Source organism: Thiospirillum jenense (genome assembly GCF_014145225.1).
GTDB lineage: Bacteria > Pseudomonadota > Gammaproteobacteria > Chromatiales > Chromatiaceae > Thiospirillum > Thiospirillum jenense.
On record NZ_JABVCQ010000018.1, the window covers coordinates 1 to 20,634 of the forward strand.

The window sequence follows — 20,634 nt, forward strand, 5'->3', positions numbered from 1 at the left end:
TTACCGAAATTGAGTTCGACGATGGTTTCTGGGAGGTTGATCTTTACAAGAATGGAAAAAAGACCAAGTTGATTATTAACCCCATGACTGGGGAAATAAAGTCATAAAGTGATTGAGCGATTTTGCCTAATAAACAACTGGTGCCGACGGCTTGACCGCAATGTAGTTTAGCCGTTAAGCAAAAAAACATAATGCAGATTCAATACGAAATGCAGCCGCTTTGAAACAACGGTAGTGTTAAAGTTTATAGGGTATTATAAAAGTAATTTGTAACTACTCAACCCTCAAATACGAGTCTGAATTGCTCAAATGGATTGAGTTTTCGCAACAAATAAGTTTCCCAAGCAGAACGAATCACCTAAAACGCCCGCGCACCCGCTTGAGCACAAAAATTACCAATCACTTTTAACTTCACTTTAGCCAGTCGCATCATACGTTTGGCTAGGTTATTAGCGAATGGCACCCGCCAATATGCTGAATTGACTATATCCGTGCCAAAGCATCTCAATTCTATACAAAGAATCAAAAAAACGCTGCCACAATTAGCATTAGAACGCCTGTCTGTTAAGCAAAATATTTCTGGATTAAAGCGATTTATTATTTTTTCAAAGCGGCTTTTATTTGTGCGGAACTATGAAATTTTTATCCAGCTAACTAGCTAATTTTTTGAGTTAAAACAACCCTATTATGAACTGGTTCATTCTAATCATCGCCGGTCTATTTGAAATTGGCTGGGCAATTGGGCTTAAATACACCGAAGGTTTCACTCGGTTGTGGCCGACCATTGGCACACTACTTTCAATGAGTATGAGCTTTATTCTACTCGGCGTTGCCATGAAATCATTACCGGTCGGAACAGCGTATGCGGTATGGGTTGGCGTGGGCGCAGTGGGAACGGCCGTCCTTGGAATGATTCTAATGGGCGAGGCGGCCAGTCTTTTGCGGATAATCAGTTTGGGATTAATTATTACGGGCATTGTGGGATTAAAATTGACCACATCAGTCTAATCAACCACTCAAGCGGTGTTGATTAATCCCGATCTGAGTTGTGTTAATGCAAATATGACTAGACTGCCGAATTAAAAAACGCCGCTTCTTCAGCGCGCAAAGTCAATACGTCATAACCATTAGGCGTCACTAAAATCGTATGCTCGCATTGCGCCGACAAACTGCGATCTTTGGTCACTACCGTCCAGCCATCGGGTAATAATTTAATAAACCGCTTACCGGCATTCACCATTGGTTCAATGGTAAAACACATGCCCGCCGCTAATGCCAATCCATCACCGCGTTTGCCATAATGCAACACCTGCGGGTCTTCATGGAACGCTCGTCCAATACCATGCCCACAGTATTCTTGTACAATTGAAAAACGTTGAGTTTCAGCGACAGTTTGAATTGCATGGCCAATATCGCCTAAGGTCGTGCCGGGGCGCACCTGCGTAATACCCGCCCAGAGCGCCTGCTGTGTCACGTTAATTAAACGCTGCGCTAAAACTGACACGTCGCCAACGGTGAACATTTTACTGGTATCACCGTGATAACCATCTTTAATCACCGTGACATCAATATTCAGGATGTCACCTTTTTTTAATTGTTTAGTGCCGGGAATACCATGACACACCTGATTATTAACTGACGTGCAAATGGATTTAGGAAAACCGCGATAATGCAGCGGGGCAGGAATAGCGCGCTGTTTGCGGGTAATATAATCGTGGCAAATGTAGTCCAATTCGTCGGTGGTAATACCGACTACGACATAGGGGCTAATCATTTCTAATACGTCGGCAGCCAGGCGACCGGCGACCCGCATTTTGGCAATTTCAGCTGCTGTTTTAATTGAAACACTCATTGGATTGACGGGTTAACCTCATAGCATTTTGGCAGAAGAATTTACGACTAAAAACCCTCGGCGTATTTTTTGATAAGATCATCCTGTTTTGTGCCGCGCTGGTTAAAAAAATGGTGACGAAATGGTATTGAACATGATAACCATGCGCCGTGATCGAGGGCGCCGTTATTGGGTAATCCATTGCCCATTGTGATCGCAACATGTTATAAAACGTGCCGTACTGCCGCAAATGTCGCGTCACTCGCCCATTGCGTCAGTCATCGCCCCAGTATCATCAATCCTGAATGATTGACCACGTTGTCACAATTTTGGTGTTAAATGTGGCATATTGCGTCGTTCTTGGCGCAATTGTCGGCAATTTTGATGCACTGGGAGCGTCGTTGTCGTGACTGGATAGTCTAGTCACGTTGTTGAAATCACACCACACACCAACCGACACTGCGACGCGGGGTGCCTGTCTGCGACAGGTTGCGTTATGGGGTTGCGTGGAGGTCTAACCCAATTGAATTGGAGCGAATGATGAGCGAAATAACCATGCGTGCGATGTTACAAGCGGGCGTTCACTTTGGACACCAAACCCGCTATTGGAACCCAAAAATGGGGGCGTACATTTTTGGTCAGCGCAATAAGATTCATATTATTAACTTGGAAAGAACTTTGCCATTATATTTGGAAGCGACGAATTATCTGGGTAAATTAGCCTCTAATGGCGGCAAGGTATTATTTGTTGGTACGAAACGCGCTGCCCATGATCCAGTCGCTGAACATGCGGCGCGCTGTGGAATGCCGTATGTCAATCATCGTTGGCTCGGCGGTATGTTGACTAATTTCCAAACGGTGCGCAAGTCTATTCAACGTCTCAAGGATTTGGAGGCGATGTTTGAAGATGGCTCAATTGAACGCTTCGGTAAAAAAGAGGCGCTCACGCTGCGGCGTGAATTGGATAAACTCGAATTAAGTCTGGGCGGGATTAAACACATGTCGCATTTACCCGATGCGTTATTCGTGATTGATGTCGGCCATGAACGCATTGCCGTCAGTGAGGCGAATAAATTGGCGATTCCAGTGGTCGGCGTGGTGGATACGAATAATGATCCCAGCGCAATTGATTATGTCGTGCCGGGCAATGATGATGCGATTCGCGCCGTCACCTTGTATTTAGAAGGCGCGGCGGATGCCATTCTCGATGGGCGTCAAACCGCCGCCGCCATGTCCGGCCGCCGTGATCCAGATGGGTTTGAAGCATTGGCGGATGCCGAATAACGCAATTGAATTATGCGCCATTGAATTCGTGGCATTTTTTTAATCGAGCGGTTGCAATTGGCGTTAATGATACTGCTGATGATAATGCTTTTGTTTTAACGGGCGTGGCGGGTGAAGCCGCAATTGAATTGTGCAATTTGTGCAATGAACCACCCCCGCTTTATTTTAGGAATGAGTGATTATGGCAATTACTGCCGGATTAGTGAAAGAATTACGCGAGCGCACCGGCGCTGGCATGATGGAATGTAAAGCTGCATTGGTGGAAACCAATGGCGATATTGAAGCGGCAATTGAAGCGATGCGCAAATCGGGTCAAGCCAAAGCGGCGAAAAAAGCTGGCCGCACCGCTGCTGATGGCGTAATTGCCGTGCGCGTGACGGCCGACGGCAAGCGGGCGGTGCTGGTGGAAATCAACAGCGAGACCGATTTCGTCGCCAAAGACGCCAATTTCACCGCCTTTGCCAACACGGTCGCCGAGTGTGCGCTGGCGTGTGATGCGGCGGATGCCGAGGCGCTGGCGGTGCAGCCACTTGACTCGGGCATGACGGTTGACGCAGCGCGGGCGGCGTTGATTAGTAAAATCGGTGAAAATATCCAAGTCCGCCGCCTCGTGCGCTTCGATCAAGCCGAGGGCGTGTGTCATCATTACAGTCACGGCAACCGCATCGGCGTCGTGATTGAATTGGTCGGTGGCGACGCGGCGCTCGGGCGCGACGTGGCGATGCACATTGCCGCCAGCAATCCACTGTGTGTCAGCGCCGAGCAGGTGCCGGCCGAGTTGTTGGATAAGGAACGCGAAATTTTCCGCGCTCAAGCAGCCGATAGCGGTAAACCCGCGTCCATTATGGAAAAAATGGTCGAAGGGCGCATTCGCAAATATTTGGAGGAAGTGACGCTGTTGGGGCAACATTTCGTCAAAAATCCCGATCAGACGGTGGCTGACCTGTTGAAACAGGCCGGCGCTCGCGTGGTGCGTTTTGCCCGACTCGAAGTCGGCGAGGGCATTGCAAAAAAAACCGAGGATTTTGCTGCCGAAGTGCAGGCGCAAGCGCAAGGGCGTTAGTAACTACCATGACTACTCCGCAGTATCGGCGTATTTTGCTCAAACTCAGCGGCGAGGCGTTGCTGGGCGGTCAATCGCACGGCATTGATCCGCAGTTGCTCACCCGCCTGGCGCAGGAAATTGCGGATTTGACCGCGCAGCGGATGCAGGTGGCGGTGGTGATCGGCGGCGGAAATCTGTTTCGTGGCGCGGGGTTAGCGGCCGCGGGCATGAATCGCGTCACCGCCGATCACATGGGCATGTTGGCGACGGTGATGAATGCGCTGGCGATGCAGGATGCGCTCGAACAGTGCGGAGTGGCAGCGCGGGTACTGTCGGCACTGCGCATGGAGCAGGTGTGTGAGGAGTACACCGCCCGCGGCGCCGTGCGGCATCTGGAACGCGGGCGGGTGACGTTATTTGCCGCTGGCACGGGCAATCCATTTTTCACCACTGATTCGGCGGCGAGTTTGCGGGCGGCGGAGATTCGCGCTGATTTGTTAATTAAAGCAACTAAGGTGGATGGCATTTACGCGGCCGATCCAAAAGTACAGCCCGACGCGCATTTCTATTCCCAATTAACCTATGCGCAAGTGTTGCGGGATAATTTACAAGTGATGGACACGACCGCCGTGGTGTTATGCCGCGATCATCATATTCCCGTGCGCGTATTGAACATTTATCAACCCGGTGCGCTGGCGCGGGTGATTGCCGGTGAGGCGATTGGGTCTTTAATCACTGCGTAGAATGCGGTGAGCGATGAACCGCATCAATGAAGTTGCCGCGAATGATGCGGTTTTTAAGTTCACCGCATCCGACGGTGATTTGTCAACATGGATAATGAAATATGTTGGATGATATTAAAAAAACCACCACTGAACGAATGCGCAAGAGTGTTGAAGCACTCGGGCATGAATTGGCAAAAATCCGCACCGGCCGCGCTCATCCGGCGTTATTAGATCATGTGCGCGTCAATTATTATGGCAGTGAAGTGCCGATTAGTCAGGTCGCCAATGTTGCCGTTGAAGATGCCCGAACTTTAACCGTCACGCCCTGGGAACGGAATATGGTGACGGTGGTCGAAAAGGCCATTATTCAATCGGATTTAGGCATTAACCCGAATACGGCCGGCACCGTGATTCGCGTTCCCATGCCGCAATTAACCGAAGAACGGCGGCGGGATTTACAACGCATTGCCCGTCACGAAGCCGAGCAGGCGCGGGTGGCGGTGCGCAATATTCGCCGTGATGCGAATCAAGAATTAAAAGAATTGGTCAAGGATAAAAAGATTTCAACGGATGATGAGCATCATGGCCAAGATGCGGTACAAAAATTGACCGATCAATTTATTAAAGAAATTGATCAGGTATTGGAACGCAAAGAAACGGATTTAATGGCAATTTAGCGCGTTATTCAATTGTCCAATGATTTTTAATTCACGCACATTGCGCTGTCATTAATGAGCGGTAGGGAATGAATGACTGCAACCGCCAACTCCGGAGCAATTGATCCGGTGCCCAATGCCACGCTCGACCCGCCGGCGGCGTTGCCATTGCATGTGGCAATTGTCATGGACGGCAATGGGCGGTGGGCGCGCCAGCGGGGGTTGCCGCGCACGGCGGGACATCGTGCCGGCGCAAAAGGTGTGCGGGCGGTGGTGGAAGAATGTATCCGTCTCGGCATTCCCGTGCTGACCATTTTTGCGTTCAGCAGCGAAAATTGGCGGCGGCCACCCAAAGAAGTCAGCGTGTTGCTGGAATTATTTATGACCACGTTGCGCAGCGAAATTCGCCGCATGGTCACGAACGAGGTGCGCTTGCGGGTGATCGGTGATTTGAGCGCGTTTTCCGCCAAATTGCAGTCGCAGGTCACCGATGCCCAGCAGATGACGCAACATAACCGCAAGTTGACGTTGCAGGTGGCGGCCAATTACGGCGGGCGCTGGGATATTGCGCAAGCGGTGCGGCAGTTGGGGCGGGAAATGCTGGCGGGGCAGTTGACGCCCGAGCAGATTGACGAGCGCGCCATTGCCGACCGCTTGGCGAGTGCCGATTTGCCCGATCCAGATTTGTTTATTCGCACCGGTGGCGAGCAGCGCCTGAGTAATTTTTTGCTGTGGCAGTGCGCCTACGCCGAGTTGTATTTTTCTGACCTGATGTGGCCAGAATTCGACGCCACCGCCTTTAGTCACGCGCTCGCCGCTTTCGCTCGTCGTCAACGGCGCTTTGGTTTAACCAGCGAGCAGATCGCCGCCGCGCCCTCCAGCTAGGAAGTTTCACGATTAAACCCGTCACGCCCCCCCGCACCGAATTGCAACAGCGTTGGCTGCTTGCGCTCATTCTTGGCAACAGCGTCATGGCGCTGGTGATTGTGCTGCCAACCACCGGCTTTGCCCTGCTACTGATGACGGTACTGGCGCTGGCGGCGTGGGAATGGGCGCCACTGGTTGGTTTGACCACCACCAACGGGCGCTTGAGTTATCTGGCCAGCGTCGTCGCGGCGGTGATGTTGACGTGGTGGCTGATCCCGCCGAGTTGGTATTTGCCACTCCTGCTGCCAGTGGTGGCGTGGTGGTTGCTGCTGACCGTGACGCTGTTCAAGTTGCGCCACATTCAACCGATCAGCGGCGGCGTTGAACCCAAGTTGGCGCTCACCGGCATTGGGTTATTAACCGCGAGCTGGCTGGCGTTAATATTGCTCGACCAGCAGGGCAACCGCTGGCTGGTGCTATTTTTGATGCTACTGGTGTGGTTTGCCGATTCCGCCGCGTACTTTGCCGGCCGCCGCTGGGGTCGCCGCAAACTCGCACCAGTGGTCAGTCCCGGCAAAACGCTGGCCGGCGTCGGCGGCGGCGTCGCCATCGCGGTACTGTGGAGCGGCGTTCTACTCATCGCGCTCTCCCCCGCCCCAGTGCACGCCATCGCCCTGAACGCCCTGTGCATTGTCACCGTTTTACTGTCCATCGTCGGCGATCTGTACGAAAGTTGGCTCAAACGGCGGCGCAGTGTGAAAGATGCCGGTACCCTGTTACCCGGCCACGGCGGCATGTTAGATCGCGTGGACAGCATGATCGCGGCCGCGCCACTCTTTGTCGTGGGATTTTTGTTACTGGAGAAATACTTATGATCGGCGTGGCGGTACTCGGTTCAACCGGCTCCATCGGTGTCAGTACGCTGGACGTGCTGGCGCGGCATCCTGACCGCTACCGCGTGGTGGCGTTGACAGCGCACAGCAACGTCGAGCGCATGGCGCAACAATGTCGCGCTGTCCAGCCGCAAGTGGCGGTGATGGTGGACGCAGCCGCCGCGGCCGCGTTGCGCGTGGCACTGGCGGACATGCCCAACCCGCCGGAGATTTTGGCCGGAGCGGCGGCGTTGGAAACGGTCGCCGCGCTGCCGGAGGTGGAGTATTTAATGGCGGCAATTGTCGGCGCGGCGGGGTTAATGTCCACGCTGGTGGCGGCGCGAGCGGGTAAACGGATTTTATTGGCGAATAAAGAAGCGCTGGTCGTGGCGGGTGCGTTGTTAATGCAAGCGGTGGCCGATCACGGCGCTGAGTTATTACCGATTGATAGTGAACATAATGCGATTTTTCAATGCTTACCGGTGCAGCCGCAGCGGGATTTAACTCGCGCTGGTGTTGAGAAGATTTTATTAACCGCCTCGGGCGGGCCATTTCGGCACACGCCGGTTGCTGAATTAGAAGCCATTACCCCCGATCAAGCCTGCGCGCATCCGAATTGGAAAATGGGGCGGAAGATTTCGGTAGATTCGGCCACCATGATGAATAAAGGGCTGGAATTGATCGAAGCCTGCTGGTTATTTGCCACCACGCCCGACCGTGTGCAGGTGGTCATTCACCCGCAAAGCGTGATTCATTCAATGGTGCAATACTGCGATGGCTCGGTATTAGCGCAATTGGGCAATCCCGACATGCGCACACCCATTGCCCACGCATTGGCTTGGCCGGAGCGGATGACCTCGGGTGTTAAACCACTTGATTTATTCACTTGCGGCAATTTTACTTTTGAACCGCCCGCGCCGGAGCGGTTTCCGTGTTTAACATTGGCGTATCAAGCCGCGCAAACCGGTGGCACGGCGCCGGCGATTATGAATGCGGCAAATGAAATAGCTGTCGCGGCGTTTTTAGCCGAGCAAATTGGGTTCACAGCCATTAGTCGGGTGGTCGCGCATGTATTAGATCAATTGCCCGCCGCGCCCGTCACCGATTTAGATCAATTATTAGCAGTGGATGTGGCCGCCCGCGCTCGTGCCACGCAATTCATTACGACATTACAACGCTAATACCATGACACAACTATTGATTAGTATTGCCGCGTTTTTAATCGCCATTGGTATTTTAATTACCATTCACGAATTCGGCCATTTCTGGGTTGCGCGCCGGTTAGGTGTTAAAGTCATTCGGTTTTCCATTGGTTTTGGCCGCCCGCTATTCACCTGGCACCGCCCAAATGATCCAACCGAATACGTTTTATCAGCATTACCCTTTGGCGGTTATGTGGAAATGGTTGGCGAACGAGCGGATGATGATAATCCCGTAGCACCGGAAGATTTACCCTTTGCATTCAATCGCCAAGCGGTGTGGAAACGCGCCGCAATTGTATTAGCCGGCCCGGTGTGCAATTTATTATTTGCATTCATTGCGTATTGGTTAATTATCATGGCGGGCGAAGTTGGCACCCGCCCGGAAGTCGGGGTTGTGACACCCGCCTCGGTCGCGGCCACGGCGGGATTTGTCCCGGGTGATGTGATCGTGCAAGTGGACGGCGCCGCGACGCCGACGTGGAGCGCGGTGTGGTTTGGCGTCCTCGAGGGCGCGTTGGATGCCGAAGATTTGCCTGTGCAAGTGCGCACGGCTGACGGTCAAAACGTCACGCGCTACCTGCCCGGCAGTGCGCTGGCGCCGCTCGATCCGGGGCAAAATGTGTTAGCTGCCATAGGGTTACGCTCGGTGCAACTGGAAGTACCGCCGGTGTTGGATGAGGTGAGCGCCGACCAACCCGCCGGTCAAGCCGGGCTGCGCTCGGGTGATCGGATTGCGGCAATTGATGGGCAGGCGGTGGCGAACTGGGAGGATTTGGTTGCTATTGTGCGGGTAAATGCGGAAAAATCGCTGCAATTTCAGGTGGAACGTGGCGCTGATACGGTGCAATTGACCATCACGCCGGCGGCTGCGACGGCGGAGGACGGCAGCAGGATTGGACGGATTGGCGCCGCGCCGGCGATCCCGACCGCACAATTGGAAGCCCAGCAAGTGTTGGTGCGGTTGGGTCCATTGGATGCCACTGTTGCAGCCGCGCAACGACTCACCGATGTATCGGTATTAACGTTGCGAATTATTGGACGCATGTTCACTGGGCAAGCGTCATTAAAAAGTTTAAGCGGCCCAATTGGAATTGCCGACACCGCGGGTAAAACAGCCACGCTTGGCATTGGGGCGTTTATTAACTTTTTGGCATTATTAAGTGTCAGTCTCGGCGTCTTAAATCTATTGCCGCTGCCTATGCTCGACGGTGGACATCTATTCTGGTATTTGGGGTATGAACTCATTACGCGCCGCCCATTTCCAATCAACATTCAAGAACAGATGAATCGTGTTGGCACCGTGTTATTAATTAGTTTAATGTCGCTGGCGCTGTATATGGACGTGGTAAGATTATTCGATTAATTAGTTAAATCACCGAATATTTACCTCACACTTTGATGGCATTTCATTATTAAATTTGCGGGAGACGGGACGAGTGTCAAGTCAAAATACTTATTTCAAACACTGCACCGTGCCGTTGCTCTGTTGGTTGGCATTGGCGCCGGCTCATGCCAATCAACCCGCCACCAAAACGGCGCCAGTTAATTCACCAGTCACCACGCCTGATCCAATTGAAAATCCATCCGATGATGTGATATTAACTACGCCAACCACTGCCGCCACCTTTACTATTACCGACATTCGCGTTGAAGGTCTGCAACGCATTGCCGCCGGCACCGTGTTTAATTATCTGCCAGTTGAAGTGAATGACAGCGTTACTAATAGCGTCACGGCTGATTGTATTCGCACACTTTACGCTACCGGCTTTTTTGATGATGTCAAAGTCAAGCGGGACGGTAATGTCTTAGTCATTCAAGTGCGCGAGCGTCCGGCAATTGCACACATTGATATCGTCGGCAATCAAACCATTAAAACTGAAGATTTGAAAAAAGGCTTAAAAGAAATTGGATTAGCCGAAGGACGGGTATTTAATCGGTTATTGTTAGATCAAATTGAACAAGAATTGCGGCGGCAATATTTCGCTGCCGGCAAATACGGCGTAACCGTGCAATCCACTATTTCACCATTAGAACGCAACCGCGTTGGTGTGCGCATTGAAGTTACCGAAGGCTTAACCACTCGTTTAAAGCAAATTAATATCATTGGAAATCAGGCATTTGATGATGAAACCCTATTAAAACAGTTCAAATTAGGTGCCAGTAAATGGTCATCTTTTTATACCAAAAACGATCAGTACGCGAAAGAAAAACTCAGCGGCGATTTAGAAACACTCCGCTCGTTCTATTTAGATCGCGGTTACATTGATTTTCAAATTACTTCCACACAAGTCACCATCAGTCCTGATAAAAAAGATATTTATGTCACCGTTGCTGTGAACGAAGGTGACGTTTTTCATATTAGCGACATTCGATTAGTGGGTGATCCATCCGTCCCCGCTGAACATTTATTTCCATTAGTTCACTTGCGGCGCGGCGATGTATTTTCACGCAAAATCACCACTGACAGTGCCGAGCGCATTTCAGCCTTATTAGGTGAACAAGGCTATGCCTTTGCCAATGTGAATAGCGTTCCCGATATAGATCGGCAAAAGAAACAAGTCGTGGTGAGCTTTTTTGTTGATCCCGGTAAACGCACTTACGTTCACCGTATTAATATGAAAGGGAATACGCGCACCCGCGATGAAGTATTAAGACGCGAAATGCGACAAATGGAAACGGCGTGGTTTTCTAGTGATTTATTACGGCGCTCGCGTGAACGCTTGCAACGGCTGGGGTATTTTGATGACGTGACGATTGAAACACCGTCAGTTCCAGAAGCCGCCGACATGGTGGATATTAATATTGGTGTGAAAGAAAAACCCTCCGGCAATTTATTAGCGGGCGTGGGCTATTCACAATCACAAGGCATTTTATTTAACACTAGCATCACGCAAAATAACTTTTTAGGCACCGGCAAGCGCGTCACCTTCGCATTCAATACCAGCGACAGTAATCAACTGTATCGCTTCGCTTATACCAATCCTTATTACACTGTTGACGGCATTAGTCGCGGCTTTGATTTAAGTTATCGCACCACCGATTTTGACCAATACATTGGCGCTGATTACGCTACTGACGTTGGCGTTGCCGAATTAAACTTCAGTTTACCTGTTTCGGATATTAGCCGAGCGGGATTAGCCATTCGCTATCAATTCACTCACTTTTTTGCCGGTGATGATTCAGACCTTGCGCAAGAGTTTGTCACAACACACGGTGAAGATTTTAATGACTTCTTTTTAGTCGCCAGCTATACCAAAGATTCACGCGATTCCGCCACTTTTCCCAATAAAGGTGGCTTACAACGGCTCTCGGGTGAATTCACTGTACCGGGCAGTGATTTACAATACTATCGGTTGAATTATCGCAGTCAACATTACATTCCATTAACCCGCCGCTTTACCTTTTCATTACGCACTGATATTGGATATGGCGATGGCTATGGCGACACTGAACAAATGCCATTCTTTGAAAACTTTTATGCCGGCGGTCCCAATTCAGTACGCGGTTGGAAAGCCAATACACTCGGGCCACGCGAAGCCACCGGTGAATACGATCCAGTTGGCGGTAATTTCAAATTAGGCGGCAGTTTTGAATTGTTCGCCCCGCCACCGGTCGGCGGTGATTTTGAAAAGACATTACGACTTGGCGCCTTTTTTGATTTCGGCAATGTCTGGTGGACAAAGGATGCTGATTTAATTCGTGGCACGGGATTTGACTTGGGAGACTTGCGATATTCCACTGGCATTTCAATTGCATGGCTCTCACCAGTTGGTGCATTAGCACTGAGTTTTGCCTATCCGATCAATGCTGAAGATGAGGATAAAACACAAATGTTTCAGTTCTCATTTGGGCAAAACTTTTAATCCTGTTTAATTCTGTTGTCGTTTATTTACAATGCGTTTTAATCAGCATACATTAGCGATTTTCTATTCAATAGCGGTCTGGTTAATTTATATGCCAACCGCTCATACAGAAGAGATTCGTCTTGCAATTGTCAACCCCAATCGCATTGTTGAAGCATCACCGCAATACGCCGCCGCGCGAGAAGCGTTACTTGCCGAAATCAATGAACGTGAAGCGACGTTAATTGCCCGGCAAGACGATATTGATAAACTGCAACGTCATTTGGAACAAAATGCCGCGTTAATGAGCGAAGATGAAATGCAGCGGTTGCGTAATGACATTCGCTCTCGCACCCGGCGATTGCGTTATGATCGTGAAGAATTACAAGAAGATTTTGCTTTGCGCAAAAATGAATTACGCACCCGATTAGTCAAGCAAGTAGAAGAAGTGGTACGGCAATTGGCTAAAGAGAAAAATATTGATTTAATTCTGACAGAGGGCGTGGTATATTTCAGTAAACGCATTGATTTATCGGACGAAATCATTATTCGCCTTAAAAAAGAATTTGCACAACACTGACTAATTTAATTAGTCATTTTTATTCATTTATTTTAAGTAACCTATTCGTGGCAACAACGCTTGGACAACTAGCAAACTGGCTTAATTTAGAGCTACACGGCAACACCAATACGCTAGTAAAGCGGGTCGCAACACTTGAACGCGCCCTACCAGATTGTTTAAGTTTTTATGGTGATGTTAAATATCGCACACACTTAACAACCACCAAAGCGGCCGCGGTGATTATTAAACCAGCCGACATATCACATTGCCCCGCCGCCGCGTTAATCACCGACAATCCTTATCTAGCAATTGCGCGAGCGATTGGTCATTTACATCCGCGCCCACGTTTGCCAATGGGTTGTCATTCGACGGCTGTCATTGCCGCAAGTGCGCGTATTGATGCAACTGCTGCAATTGGACCCTTTTGCGTGATTGAAGATGAAGTAGACATTGGGGCGCGAGTTGAACTGGGACCGGGCTGTATTGTGCGCACGGGCGCTAAAATTGGCGCCGATACGCAATTAGTTGCGCAGGTGGTTATTTGTGAACACAGTTGTATTGGTGAGCGAGTTTTAATTCACCCCGGCGCAATTATTGGCCGCCAAGGATTTGGCTTTGCCAAAGATGGCAATCAATGGGTGCGTATTCCACAAATCGGGCGGGCTTGCTTGGGGAATGATGTCGAAGTTGGCGCCAATACCAGTATTGATTGCGGCGCAATTGATGACACACTCATTGGCGATGGCGTTAAATTAGACAGCTTTGTTCATATTAGCCATAATGTTCAAATTGGTGAACATACGGCTATAGCCGGTTGTACAGGTATTGCCGGCTCAACTCGGATTGGTCGCTATTGCACAGTTGCAGGTGAAGTTGGTATTGCAGGTCATTTAAATATTGCCGACAATATTCATTTCACTGGTATGGCAATGGTGACACGTTCATTGTCGCAGCCTGGCGTGTATAGCAGCGGTATTCCCATCATGCCAAATCAAGAATGGCGCCGCACTGTAGTACGCTTTCGACAACTTGAACAATTAACCCAGCGAATAAAAATACTAGAAGCACAGCTTAATGATGTGAAGCAATATATTAGCGACACTCCATCGCACAATAACGATGAATGAGTGTTGACTCAAATACCTTTATTATTTCAATTGAGTTTTGTCACTCCAGACATAAATTCAGCACGATAAATATGATTGGCTCTTGGAGGTCACATTGATCAAGATGGATATTCACCGCGTGTTGAGCTTATTGCCGCATCGCTATCCTTTTTTATTGGTTGATCGCGTGATTGAATTTGAACCAAACCAACGGTTACTTGCGATTAAAAATGTGACCTTTAACGAACCATTTTTCATGGGACATTTCCCCATCCGACCAGTGATGCCTGGTGTACTCATTATTGAAGCCCTCGCGCAGGCAACTGGGCTATTAGCAATGGCGTCACGTCCAGATCAAGTGAGTGAAAAATCACTGTACTATTTTGTTGGGATTGATAATGCACGGTTTAAACGCCCTGTGGAACCGGGCGATCAATTAAAACTCGAAGTGACGATTAAACAAGTGCGGCGTGGGATTTGGAAGTTTGACGGTGTTGCTCGCGTTGAAGATTATTTGGTTGCGTCAGCAGAAATCATGTGTACAGCGCGGGATTTTTAAGCCTTGATTCATTCCACCGCCATTATTGATCGCCATGCACAACTGCATGATGATATTGACATAGGTCCCTATGTTGTTATTGGCGCAGAGGTACAAATTGATCGCGGCTGCCGTATTGGGCCACATGCTGTATTACGCGGTCCAACTATTATTGGGCAAGACAATCAGATTTTTCAATTCGCTTCTATTGGCGAAGACCCACAAGATAAAAAATACGCTGGTGAAAAAACATCATTAAGCATTGGTGATCGCAATGTCATTCGTGAATTCGCCACCATTCATCGCGGGACTGTGCAAGATCAAAGTGTCACCCAAATTGGTCATGACAATTTATTAATGGCTTATACCCACGTTGCGCATGACTGCCGTATTGGTAATCACACCATTTTAGCTAATGCCGCATCATTAGGTGGACATATTGAAATCCACGATTGGGCAATTCTTGGCGGCTTCACCGTTGTTCATCAGTTTTGCCGTTTAGGTGCGCACTGTTTTACTGCAATGGGATCAGTCATTAACAAAGATGTCCCGCCCTATGTCATAGTGGGTGGTCAACCAACCGCCCCGCATGGGATTAATACTGAAGGATTAAAACGGCGCCACTTTTCGCCCGAGTTAATTCGCCGCATTCGCCATGCCTATCGCCTGTTGTACCGTTCTCAATTATTACAACACGAGGCATTAGCTGCTTTACAACAATTTGCACCTAATTGCCCAGATATATTAACGATGGTTGAGTTTATTCAAAATAGTCAGCGTGGTATTTTGCGCTAACGCTCATTCTTTCCGCCCAAGTTCCGCTGCCTTTTTCAATGAAAACAATTGGTATAGTTGCAAATGAACCGTCAGGCGATATACTCGGCGCGGCGTTAATCACTGCATTGCGTGAGCTTTATCCGAATAGCCATTTTATTGGTGTTGCCGGATCACGCATGTTAGACGCCGGGTGCCAAACGCTATTACCAATGGAACGCTTATCTGTGATGGGTTTAATTGAAGTACTGCGCGTTTTACCAAGTTTATTAGCAGCCCGTCGCCAGTTATTGCGGTATTTTTTAGTTCATCGGCCAGCGGTATTTATTGGCATTGATGCCCCCGATTTTAACCTTCATTTAGAACGCCAATTGCGCAACGCCGGTATTCCAACAGTGCATCTTGTCTGTCCAACCGTGTGGGCATGGCGCCCGGGGCGCATGAAAACCATTCGGAAAGCGGTGGATTTATTATTAAGTTTGTTTCCATTTGAGGAGGCGTTTTTACGCCAACATCAGGTGCCAGCGCAATATATTGGTCATCCACTTGCCGATACTATTCCGCTCCAAGTTGATAAAAATCAGGCACGTCAATCATTCGGTCAATCACTTGATACCCCATTAGTTGCGCTATTACCAGGCAGTCGCATGAGTGAAGTTACCCGCTTGGCCGCGCCCTTTATTCAAACTGCGCAGTGGTGTCATCAACGCCAACCTAATCTACGTTTTATTACGCCAATCATTTCAACCCAATTGCGCACCCAATTCACCGCAACATTAGCGACATTAGCACCCGAATTACCAATCACAGTGGTGGATGGACGTAGCCATGAAGTGATTGCCGCAGCAGATGTCGTTTTAACTGCGTCTGGCACGGCGACATTAGAAACGCTATTATTAAAACGCCCGATGTTGGTTGGTTATCGGCTGCATCCGATCACCTGGTTTTTAATTAAACAGTTGAAATTAGTCACCGTGCCGTATGCCGCGATGGCAAATCTATTAGTTGAACGTGAACTGGCACCGGAGTTTTTACAAGACCGTTGCAATGCGAATGACCTTGGTCCGGCGTTACTTGCATTACTGAATGATTCAGAACGTCAAACCCAGATTATTCACACCTATACGCAAATTCAGCAAACCCTGCGTCGTGATGCCGCACATCAAGCGGCAATTGCAATCGCAAGTTTAATCAAATGATAATGCCCAGCATCATTGAATCCAATTACGCATTCATTGCGGGCGTTGATGAAGCCGGGCGCGGCCCTTTAGCCGGTCCTGTCGTGGCCGCCGCCGTCATGTTTGCTGATAAAAATCTGCCAATTGGCATCCGCGATTCCAAACAATTAACTGCAATTAAACGCGAACAATTAGCCGAACAAATCCAATTAACCGCAACCAGTTATGCCATTGCTGTCGTGCAGGTTGCCGACATAGATCAATTAAACATTTTACAGGCTAGTTTATTAGCAATGCGACAAGCCGTGTTGCAATTAACACCAACGCCGCAGCAGGTTTTTATTGACGGCAATCAATGTCCAACCGGGCTGCCGTGTTCAGCTCAAACAGTTGTACACGGCGATGCATTGATGCCGTTAATTGGCGCGGCGTCTATTTTAGCTAAAGTCACTCGTGATCGTTTAATGATCGAATTAGATGCGCGCTATCCAGGCTATGGATTTGCGCAACATAAAGGGTACCCAACGGCGGCACATCTTGCAGCATTAAAGCGCTTGGGAGCGTGTCCTGAACATCGGCGTTCATTTCGTCCGGTGCGGGAAGTAATAGCGCAGTTACCCCCCGCTGTTTTGAATATTTAATTATTGATAATGTAGTAAAAAATGCTTAGTTAACCGATCATCATTAAAGTTGAGCCGTGCTTTTATTTAGTGTTGTTTAAATAAACGCTCTTTTTCACGTTGCCAATCGCGGTCTTTTTCACTATCGCGTTTATCGTGTTGTTTTTTGCCTTTAGCCAATCCAATTTCCAGTTTTGCCAATCCATGTTTCCAATACAATGCCGTTGGCACCAAGGTATAACCGGCACGTTCAATTTGGCCAATTAACCGTTTTAATTCCATTTTTTTTAACAACAATTTGCGCGAGCGAGTTGGATCAGGTGTGACATGGGTCGAAGCTGAAGTGAGTGGCGAAATGTGCGCACCAATTAAAAACGCCTCACCATGCAGTATTTTAACATAGCTTTCTTTTAATTGAGCACGGTTTGCGCGGAGACTTTTTACTTCCCAACCGGCCAGCACCATCCCAGTTTCAAAGCGTTGTTCAATAAAATAATCATGCCCAGCTTTACGATTTAATGCAATGGTTTTATTGCCACCGCTGGGTGTTTTTTGAGGAGACTTTGCCATAACTATTTCCCACTATTCACTGTTTTAGTAAATGACATTAATAGTTGATTGTAACAACCCGCCACTATAAGGATCAAAAGATGCAAATTTCCAAAAGCCACTGGGGGTTAATTATCGCATTGACTTGTACACCGAGCATCGTTATTGCGAGTGAGCATTCGATAACACTGAATTTAACGACAACTTGGGTTGGGATTACAGCGTTATTATTTTTCGTTATCGCTTACGCATTGGTCATGGCAGAAGAATTTACCCATTTGCGTAAATCAAAGCCAGTGATGTTAGCTGCCGGTTTAATTTGGTTATTAATTGCTATCTATTATACTCAACATAGTCAGTCAGCATTGCCGGCCGAAGCCGTGCGGCATAATATCATGGAGTTTGGTGAACTGTTTTTATTTCTTTTAGCCGCAATGACTTACATTAATGCGCTAGAAGAACGCCACGTTTTTGCCGCCTTGCGTGATTGGTTAATTCGTTTAGGATTAAGTTACCGACAATTGTTTTGGTTGACCGGCTGGTTAGCATTTTTCATTTCGCCCATTGCCGACAATTTAACCACAGCATTGTTAATGTGTGCGGTTGTCATGGCCGTTGGAATTAAAAGCCCAACATTTATTGGTTTAGCCTGTATCAATGTTGTAGTCGCGGCGAATGCCGGCGGCGCCTTTAGTCCTTTTGGCGATATTACCACGCTCATGGTTTGGCAAAAAGGGTTAATTGATTTTCAAACGTTTTTCTTATTATTTATACCGTCGGTTGTGAGCTATGTCATTCCCGCCGCTCTGATGCACCGCGCTATTCCAATTGAAATGCCGCCGCCGGGTAATGAACAAATTGCCACGAAACGCGGCGCAAAACGGATGATTTTTTTATTTCTCGCAACCATTGCTACGGCGGTGAGTTTTCATAACTATTTTCATTTACCGCCAGTCTTAGGGATGATGACGGGCTTGGCCTATTTGAAGTTTTTTGGGTTTTATCTTAAACAAACTGGGGAAAGAACAACGGTCAAAGCCGGTCACATTGAAGACACCCTACCCTTTGATATTTTCATTCCCGTTGCGCGGGCGGAATGGGATACGTTGCTATTCTTTTATGGCGTGATTCTCTGTGTTGGTGGCTTAGGATTTATTGGTTATTTGGAATTACTTTCACACTTATCTTATGACATGCTAGGTGCGACAGCCGCTAATACATTGGTGGGTGTTTTATCCGCTATTGTGGATAACATTCCGGTGATGTTTGCGGTTTTAACTATGAATCCTGACATGTCTCAGGGGCAATGGTTATTAGTCACACTCACGGCCGGCATTGGTGGCAGTTTATTATCTATTGGCTCGGCGGCGGGCGTGGCGTTAATGGGGCAATCACGCGGTTATTACACCTTCTTTGCGCATTTGCGTTGGACGCCACACATTGCTTTGGGATATTTTATCGCCATCGTTAGTCATTTATTCATTAATGCATCAACCTTTGCAATTCCAGTACGATGAACCGATTAATCATGCGCGTATTATTATTGCTCGTCGGTTTAGTTATTATCCCAACGCCAACGTTCGCCGCCGATCCTGCTGCCATGTTTGATTTGACCATACACCCGCTGGGCATTAGCATCTTATTATTATTCATGGCTGCTTATGCGGCGGTAATGGTGGAAGAATTCACGCACCTGCGCAAGTCTAAACCTGTCATCTTTGCGGCTGGGTTAATTTGGTTATTGATTGCAATTTATTATAATCAACATGGCGATCAAACCGCCCCGGCGACCGCCGTTCGTCATCACATCATGGAGTTTGCCGAGTTATTTTTATTTCTGCTGGCCGCCATGACTTATATTAACACGTTAGAAGAACGGCGCGTATTTGATGCACTGCGGGCGTGGTTAATTCAGCGGGGTTTTAGTTATCGGCAATTGTTCTGGCTGACGGGTTGGTTGGCATTTTTTATTTCAGCACTGGCTGATAATCTCACGACGGCGCTATTGATGTGCGCGGTTGTATTAGCTGTTGGGGTGAATAATCCTAAGTTTATTGGTTTAGCCTGTATTAACATTGTCGTTGCGGCCAATGCCGGCGGCGCCTTTAGTCCATTCGGCGATATTACGACGTTAATGGTGTGGCAAAAGGGGTTAATTGCATTTCAAACCTTCTTTTTATTATTTATACCGGCGGTTGTCAGTTATTTGATTCCGGCAGCATTAATGTACCGCGCTATTCCCGATACCACGCCAACGACAACGCAGTTGCAAGTTTCGACTTTACGCGGTGCTAAACGAATTATTCTATTGTTTTTATTAACCATCGCAACGGCAGTTGTGTTCCACCATTATTTTCATTTGCCGCCCGTGTTGGGCATGATGACCGGATTGGCGTATCTCAAATTCTTTGGCTTTTATTTGAAACACACCCATTCACCCACCAATCGAAAAGTTCATCCAGTGGAAGATGGTTTACCATTCGACATCTTTAGCCAAGTAGCGCGAGCAGAATGGGATACGCTATTGTTTTTTTACGGCGTGATTCTCTGCGTCGGTGGATTAGGATTCATTGGTTATTTGGAACTGCTCTCCCAATTTTCTTATGGCACATTGGGCGCCACGGCCGCCAATACGTTAATTGGTTTATTGTCGGCCGTGGTAGATAACATCCCGGTGATGTTTGCAGTCTTAACCATGAATCCCGACATGTCGCAGGGGCAATGGTTATTGGTCACTATGACCGCTGGAATTGGTGGGAGTTTATTATCTATTGGCTCGGCAGCGGGGGTGGCGTTAATGGGTCAGGCGCGGGGTCATTATACGTTCTTTGGTCATTTGCGCTGGACGCTGCACATTGCATTGGGTTATTTTGCGGCAATTGTCGTGCATCTGTTAATTAACGCACACACATTCAGCTTGCCCGCTGGTCATTAAATAAATCCACTGACTGATGATCGTTCCCACGCTCCAGCGTGGGAACGC

At 48.6% G+C, this 20,634-nt stretch carries 21 protein-coding genes; 19 read left to right on the forward strand and 2 right to left on the reverse strand.

Annotation, left to right across the window (positions count from 1 at the left end; genetic code table 11):
• The first annotated feature begins 8 nt into the window (after positions 1 to 8).
• Together HUK38_RS15610 and sugE are read left to right on the forward strand one after the other, a co-directional pair.
• Complete coding sequence (locus HUK38_RS15610) at positions 9 to 107, forward strand: PepSY domain-containing protein (RefSeq protein WP_420825167.1); 99 nt, start codon at positions 9 to 11, stop codon at positions 105 to 107.
• Between the two features lie 580 nt (positions 108 to 687).
• On the forward strand, positions 688 to 1,008 hold the full coding sequence (gene sugE / locus HUK38_RS09075) for a quaternary ammonium compound efflux SMR transporter SugE (RefSeq protein ID WP_182584019.1): 321 nt from the start codon (positions 688 to 690) through the stop codon (positions 1,006 to 1,008).
• 58 nt (positions 1,009 to 1,066) lie between these two features.
• On the opposite strand, the gene map is transcribed toward sugE, so the two are convergent.
• A complete protein-coding gene (gene map, locus HUK38_RS09080; RefSeq protein WP_182584020.1) occupies positions 1,067 to 1,852 on the reverse strand; it encodes a type I methionyl aminopeptidase in 786 nt (261 codons plus the stop codon).
• 519 nt (positions 1,853 to 2,371) lie between these two features.
• On the opposite strand from map, the gene rpsB reads away from it, so the two are divergent.
• From rpsB to rnhB, 15 genes are all read left to right on the forward strand, one after another.
• The gene (gene rpsB, locus HUK38_RS09085; protein ID WP_182584021.1) at positions 2,372 to 3,115 is read left to right on the forward strand and encodes a 30S ribosomal protein S2; all 744 of its coding nucleotides are present in this window, start codon (positions 2,372 to 2,374) and stop codon (positions 3,113 to 3,115) included.
• 181 nt (positions 3,116 to 3,296) lie between these two features.
• A complete protein-coding gene (gene tsf, locus HUK38_RS09090) occupies positions 3,297 to 4,178 on the forward strand; it encodes a translation elongation factor Ts (protein WP_182584022.1) in 882 nt (293 codons plus the stop codon).
• Positions 4,179 to 4,186: 8 nt separating this feature from the next.
• Positions 4,187 to 4,903 (forward strand): UMP kinase, encoded by a 717-nt coding sequence (gene pyrH / locus HUK38_RS09095; protein ID WP_182584023.1) that lies wholly within the window; start codon positions 4,187 to 4,189, stop codon positions 4,901 to 4,903.
• Positions 4,904 to 5,004: 101 nt separating this feature from the next.
• Entirely contained in the window at positions 5,005 to 5,562 is a 558-nt protein-coding gene (gene frr, locus HUK38_RS09100) for a ribosome recycling factor (protein WP_182584024.1), read from the forward strand.
• A gap of 72 nt (positions 5,563 to 5,634) precedes the next feature.
• A complete protein-coding gene (gene uppS, locus HUK38_RS09105) occupies positions 5,635 to 6,426 on the forward strand; it encodes a polyprenyl diphosphate synthase (RefSeq protein ID WP_182584025.1) in 792 nt (263 codons plus the stop codon).
• Between the two features lie 41 nt (positions 6,427 to 6,467).
• Positions 6,468 to 7,283: a phosphatidate cytidylyltransferase gene (locus HUK38_RS09110; protein WP_238787563.1), complete on the forward strand. Its 816-nt coding sequence runs from the start codon at positions 6,468 to 6,470 to the stop codon at positions 7,281 to 7,283.
• Positions 7,280 to 8,461, forward strand: a complete 1,182-nt coding sequence (gene ispC / locus HUK38_RS09115) for a 1-deoxy-D-xylulose-5-phosphate reductoisomerase (protein ID WP_182584026.1) — start codon at positions 7,280 to 7,282, stop codon at positions 8,459 to 8,461. The genes HUK38_RS09110 and ispC overlap by 4 nt, the downstream gene beginning before the upstream one ends.
• Before the next feature lie 4 nt (positions 8,462 to 8,465).
• On the forward strand, positions 8,466 to 9,845 hold the full coding sequence (gene rseP / locus HUK38_RS09120; RefSeq protein WP_182584027.1) for an RIP metalloprotease RseP: 1,380 nt from the start codon (positions 8,466 to 8,468) through the stop codon (positions 9,843 to 9,845).
• A 208-nt stretch (positions 9,846 to 10,053) separates the two neighbouring features.
• Complete coding sequence (bamA, locus tag HUK38_RS09125; RefSeq protein WP_182584072.1) at positions 10,054 to 12,345, forward strand: outer membrane protein assembly factor BamA; 2,292 nt, start codon at positions 10,054 to 10,056, stop codon at positions 12,343 to 12,345.
• A 91-nt stretch (positions 12,346 to 12,436) separates the two neighbouring features.
• Positions 12,437 to 12,904, forward strand: coding sequence for an OmpH/Skp family outer membrane protein (locus HUK38_RS09130; protein ID WP_182584073.1), 468 nt, complete (start codon positions 12,437 to 12,439; stop codon positions 12,902 to 12,904).
• Between the two features lie 47 nt (positions 12,905 to 12,951).
• A complete protein-coding gene (gene lpxD, locus HUK38_RS09135) occupies positions 12,952 to 14,013 on the forward strand; it encodes a UDP-3-O-(3-hydroxymyristoyl)glucosamine N-acyltransferase (protein WP_182584028.1) in 1,062 nt (353 codons plus the stop codon).
• Between the two features lie 103 nt (positions 14,014 to 14,116).
• Positions 14,117 to 14,551 carry a 3-hydroxyacyl-ACP dehydratase FabZ gene (fabZ, locus tag HUK38_RS09140; protein WP_182584029.1) on the forward strand — a complete coding sequence of 145 codons (435 nt, stop codon included), beginning with the start codon at positions 14,117 to 14,119 and terminating at the stop codon, positions 14,549 to 14,551.
• A gap of 3 nt (positions 14,552 to 14,554) precedes the next feature.
• Positions 14,555 to 15,325, forward strand: a complete 771-nt coding sequence (lpxA, locus tag HUK38_RS09145) for an acyl-ACP--UDP-N-acetylglucosamine O-acyltransferase (protein ID WP_182584030.1) — start codon at positions 14,555 to 14,557, stop codon at positions 15,323 to 15,325.
• 38 nt (positions 15,326 to 15,363) lie between these two features.
• On the forward strand, positions 15,364 to 16,503 hold the full coding sequence (lpxB, locus tag HUK38_RS09150; protein WP_182584031.1) for a lipid-A-disaccharide synthase: 1,140 nt from the start codon (positions 15,364 to 15,366) through the stop codon (positions 16,501 to 16,503).
• Positions 16,504 to 16,505: 2 nt separating this feature from the next.
• The gene (gene rnhB / locus HUK38_RS09155) at positions 16,506 to 17,123 is read left to right on the forward strand and encodes a ribonuclease HII (protein WP_238787564.1); all 618 of its coding nucleotides are present in this window, start codon (positions 16,506 to 16,508) and stop codon (positions 17,121 to 17,123) included.
• Positions 17,124 to 17,189: 66 nt separating this feature from the next.
• Here the strand turns inward: rnhB and smpB are convergent, their stop codons facing one another.
• Entirely contained in the window at positions 17,190 to 17,672 is a 483-nt protein-coding gene (gene smpB / locus HUK38_RS09160; RefSeq protein ID WP_182584033.1) for an SsrA-binding protein SmpB, read from the reverse strand.
• A gap of 80 nt (positions 17,673 to 17,752) precedes the next feature.
• Between smpB and nhaD (HUK38_RS09165) the strand changes: the two genes are divergently transcribed.
• On the forward strand, positions 17,753 to 19,168 hold the full coding sequence (gene nhaD, locus HUK38_RS09165) for a sodium:proton antiporter NhaD (protein WP_182584034.1): 1,416 nt from the start codon (positions 17,753 to 17,755) through the stop codon (positions 19,166 to 19,168).
• A complete protein-coding gene (gene nhaD / locus HUK38_RS09170; protein WP_238787565.1) occupies positions 19,165 to 20,586 on the forward strand; it encodes a sodium:proton antiporter NhaD in 1,422 nt (473 codons plus the stop codon). Before nhaD (HUK38_RS09165) ends, nhaD (HUK38_RS09170) begins: the two co-directional genes overlap by 4 nt.
• The last annotated feature ends 48 nt before the right edge of the window (positions 20,587 to 20,634 follow it).

Bases quoted from the DNA above. Each gene is read 5' to 3' on its own strand.
- sugE (WP_182584019.1), top strand. From the start codon at position 688: ATGAACTGGTTCATTCTAATCATCGCCGGTCTATTTGAAATTGGCTGG.
- map (WP_182584020.1), bottom strand. From the start codon at position 1,852: ATGAGTGTTTCAATTAAAACAGCAGCTGAAATTGCCAAAATGCGGGTC.
- rpsB (WP_182584021.1), top strand. From the start codon at position 2,372: ATGAGCGAAATAACCATGCGTGCGATGTTACAAGCGGGCGTTCACTTT.
- tsf (WP_182584022.1), top strand. From the start codon at position 3,297: ATGGCAATTACTGCCGGATTAGTGAAAGAATTACGCGAGCGCACCGGC.
- pyrH (WP_182584023.1), top strand. From the start codon at position 4,187: ATGACTACTCCGCAGTATCGGCGTATTTTGCTCAAACTCAGCGGCGAG.
- frr (WP_182584024.1), top strand. From the start codon at position 5,005: ATGTTGGATGATATTAAAAAAACCACCACTGAACGAATGCGCAAGAGT.
- uppS (WP_182584025.1), top strand. From the start codon at position 5,635: ATGACTGCAACCGCCAACTCCGGAGCAATTGATCCGGTGCCCAATGCC.
- ispC (WP_182584026.1), top strand. From the start codon at position 7,280: ATGATCGGCGTGGCGGTACTCGGTTCAACCGGCTCCATCGGTGTCAGT.
- rseP (WP_182584027.1), top strand. From the start codon at position 8,466: ATGACACAACTATTGATTAGTATTGCCGCGTTTTTAATCGCCATTGGT.
- HUK38_RS09130 (WP_182584073.1), top strand. From the start codon at position 12,437: ATGCCAACCGCTCATACAGAAGAGATTCGTCTTGCAATTGTCAACCCC.
- fabZ (WP_182584029.1), top strand. From the start codon at position 14,117: ATGGATATTCACCGCGTGTTGAGCTTATTGCCGCATCGCTATCCTTTT.
- lpxB (WP_182584031.1), top strand. From the start codon at position 15,364: ATGAAAACAATTGGTATAGTTGCAAATGAACCGTCAGGCGATATACTC.
- rnhB (WP_238787564.1), top strand. From the start codon at position 16,506: ATGCCCAGCATCATTGAATCCAATTACGCATTCATTGCGGGCGTTGAT.
- smpB (WP_182584033.1), bottom strand. From the start codon at position 17,672: ATGGCAAAGTCTCCTCAAAAAACACCCAGCGGTGGCAATAAAACCATT.
- nhaD (WP_182584034.1), top strand. From the start codon at position 17,753: ATGCAAATTTCCAAAAGCCACTGGGGGTTAATTATCGCATTGACTTGT.
- nhaD (WP_238787565.1), top strand. From the start codon at position 19,165: ATGAACCGATTAATCATGCGCGTATTATTATTGCTCGTCGGTTTAGTT.